The organism is Thermomonas sp. (assembly GCF_047606765.1).
In the GTDB taxonomy this organism is placed as follows: Bacteria; Pseudomonadota; Gammaproteobacteria; order Xanthomonadales; family Xanthomonadaceae; genus Thermomonas.
The window spans coordinates 1-2676 of the sequence record NZ_JASGED010000099.1; the positions used below are offsets into that span (position 1 = coordinate 1).

Genomic DNA, 2676 nt, shown 5'->3' on the forward strand with positions numbered 1-2676 from the left:
CGGCACCAACAGCTACAAGCGACTGGTGCCGGGCTTTGAAGCACCGGTGATGCTGGCCTACTCCGCGCGCAACCGCTCCGCGTCGTGCCGCATCCCGTGGGTGAGCAATCCGAAGGCGCGCCGCATCGAGATCCGCTTCCCCGACCCGACCCAGTCCGGTTACCTGACCTTCACCGCGCTGATGATGGCGGGCCTTGACGGCATCAAGAACCAGATCGACCCGGGTGCGCCCAGCGACAAGGATCTGTACGACCTGCCGCCGGAAGAAGAGAAGAACATCCCGCAGGTGTGTTCCAGCCTCGATCAGGCGCTGGAAGCCCTCGACAAGGACCGCGAGTTCCTCAAGGCCGGCGGCGTGATGAGCGACGACTTCATCGATGGCTACATCGCGCTGAAGATGCAGGAAGTCACCAAGTTCCGTGCGGCAACGCATCCACTCGAATACCAGATGTATTACGCGATCTAACAAAGCCGTCATCCCGGCGAAAGCCGGGATCCAGCTTTTCAATGTCCAACAAGGAGCTGGAAACGCAGACAGCCATCTGCGAAAAGATGCCGGCTTTCGCCGGAATGACGAAACGAACCATTGTCCGATGCGGTTTTTGTATCAGGGCGAAGCGGGCTGATCCTCGCTTCGCTCCCTCCCCGGCGAGGATCGGAAGGCCGGGAGGGCGTGCCGACGGGCGCGTCCCTTCCGGGCCTTTTTGAAGCGGGACGAGGGAGCGGATGCGGGCCATGCGTGGCGGGGCCACGCGCAAGGATGACAGGGGGACACAACGCGATCGAAGGATCGCAGCAGGCAGGACGAACAAGGCATGCCGTCCTGCATTGCAAGAGCACGAAGCACTGACCGGGGAGGGCTACCACTCATGAGGAGCCTGCGTCATGTCGTCTCACGACCGTTGCACACGTACCACCCACACCATCCGCCGCGCCGCGATGGCGCTTGCACTGGCCGGCATCGCTGCGGCCTCCACAGCGCATGCTGGCACCAGTGGCAGCGTCGCGGTCACCAGCGATTACCTGTTCCGTGGCGTTACCCAGACCAACAAGAAGCCGGCCCTGCAGGGCGGCGTGACCTGGACCGCTGACAGCGGGTTTTATGTCGGTGGCTGGGGCAGCAGCATCAGCTGGCTGTCCGATGCCGACCCGGCGGTTTCCAGCCAGGTCGAACTGGATGGCTTCGTCGGCTACAGCGGCAAGTTTGGCGAAAGCGATGTCGGCTTTGACGTCGGCGCGAACTACTACTGGTATCCCGGCAGCTATCCGTCCGGCTACAACAGCGCGAATACGCTGGAACTCTACGCCGGCGTCACCTACAAGGTTCTCAGCGCCAAGTACTGGCACTCCACCACCGATCTGTTCGGTATTCCGGACTCCGACGGCAGCGGCAATCTGGACGTGGCCGCCAACTGGGAGTTCACGCCGGGCTGGACGCTCAATGCCGCCGTCGGCAAGCAGTGGGTCAACCACTACAGCGCACTGGATTATTCGTTCTGGAAAGCCGGCGTGACCAAGAGCTTCGAGAGCGGCTTCAGCATCGCGGCCTCGTACAACGACACCGACATCGCCGGGGCGGATGACGCCTTCGTGGTGACGTTCTCCAAGTCGTTCTGATGGCGCGCATCCACCACACCACAGGAGGCGTTCAATGAAACTGATTACCGCCATCATCCGCCCGTTCAAGCTGGACGAGGTGCGCGAGGCGCTCGGCGAGGTCGGCGTGTCCGGCCTCACCGTCACCGAGGTCAAGGGCTTCGGTCGCCAGAAAGGCCATACCGAGTTGTATCGCGGTGCCGAATACGTCGTCGATTTCCTGCCCAAGCTCAAGATTGAAACAGCAGTCAGCGATGCGATGTTCGATGCCGCCATCGAGGCGATCACCAAGTCCGCCGGTACCGGCAAGGTCGGCGACGGCAAGGTGTTCGTCACCGCGCTGGATCAGGTGATCCGCATCCGCACCGGCGAGATCGGCGCCGACGCCCTCTGACCACCACACGGAGACTTCCCATGAAGATGCGTTTCATCCAAGGGTGGAAAACCCGGGCCCATGCGCTGGCACTGGCCGCGCTCTGCGGCATGGCCGCGCTTTCGGCACTGCCTGCATTCGCGCAGGATGCCGCCACGCCAGTTGCCGAAACCACGGAAGCCGCAGCTGCACCCGCAGATGCCGTGACCGAACCTGCCGCCGAACCCGCCGCCGCAGCGGTTGAACCGGCTGCCGCCGAAGCTGCACCAGCAGCGGAAGCAGAAGCACCCGCGCCCACCATCGATTCCGGTGATACCGCGTGGATGCTGACCAGCACCCTGCTGGTGATCCTGATGACCATCCCCGGCCTGGCCCTGTTCTATGGCGGTCTGGCGCGTTCCAAGAACGTGCTGAGCGTGCTGGCGCAGGTGCTGGTGATCTTCTCGCTCATCAGCGTGCTGTGGGCCGTTTATGGCTACTCGCTGGCCTTCATCGGCGCGGGCAAGTTCATCGGTTCGCTGGACAAGCTGTTCCTCAAGGGCGTCACGCCGGACAGCATCGGCGCGCTTGCCACGATCCCCGAGTACGCCTTCATCGCCTTCCAGGGCACGTTTGCGGCCATCACCACCGCGCTGATCGTCGGCTCCTTCGCCGAACGCATCAAGTTCAAGTCGGTGCTGCTGTTCTCGGTGCTGTGGTTCACCCTC

Annotated in this window: 3 protein-coding genes and 1 pseudogene; all 4 read left to right on the top strand. The window is 63.2% G+C overall.

Going from position 1 to position 2676, the window contains the following annotated elements; genetic code table 11:
- Positions 1-466: pseudogene (glnA, locus tag QM612_RS09515) on the top strand (glutamine synthetase); the annotation flags it as partial.
- A gap of 419 nt (positions 467-885) precedes the next feature.
- Positions 886-1617: a TorF family putative porin gene (locus QM612_RS09520; RefSeq protein ID WP_415253658.1), complete on the top strand. Its 732-nt coding sequence runs from the start codon at positions 886-888 to the stop codon at positions 1615-1617.
- 34 nt (positions 1618-1651) lie between these two features.
- The gene (locus QM612_RS09525; RefSeq protein WP_415253659.1) at positions 1652-1990 is read left to right on the top strand and encodes a P-II family nitrogen regulator; all 339 of its coding nucleotides are present in this window, start codon (positions 1652-1654) and stop codon (positions 1988-1990) included.
- Between the two features lie 20 nt (positions 1991-2010).
- Positions 2011-2676, top strand: a 666-nt coding sequence (locus tag QM612_RS09530) for an ammonium transporter (RefSeq protein ID WP_415253660.1), incomplete at its 3' end; no start/stop codon positions are given.